Genomic DNA, 329 nt, shown 5'->3' on the forward strand with positions numbered 1-329 from the left:
TGTCGGCTCGTGGGGCTGGTCCTGTGCAGCAATGCGTCGATGGTTTACTTCGCTTTGGATTCGCTCCGTGTGGCAGTCGTCACGACGCTGGCCTGTTCGCTGCTGCTTCAGGCCGGCTACTTCGGCCGCGTGCTCTTTCTGATCTGGCAGTCCTCTAGCCGCGCTCGTGGAACTCGCCACAGGGGCCAGCATGCCGATGGTTACAGGAAAGCTCGGGTACCAGTCGTCTGACTCTGATCAACTGCGGAATGCAATTTTCAGCTGTGTCCCGGCTTGGTCGAATGCCCAGCATGTGCTGCTGCTTTGATGCGCGGATGACAGGATCAGTG

Annotated in this window: 1 protein-coding gene; it reads left to right on the forward strand. The window is 59.3% G+C overall.

All coding sequences use genetic code 11. From position 1 onward, the window contains the following. Window positions 1-231, forward strand: a 231-nt coding sequence (locus tag E5X34_RS32720) for an exopolysaccharide production repressor protein (RefSeq protein WP_245467972.1), incomplete at its 5' end; no start/stop codon positions are given. Between the last annotated feature and the right edge of the window lie 98 nt (window positions 232-329).

Source organism: Mesorhizobium sp., from assembly GCF_004963255.1.
Lineage (GTDB): Bacteria > Pseudomonadota > Alphaproteobacteria > Rhizobiales > Rhizobiaceae > Mesorhizobium.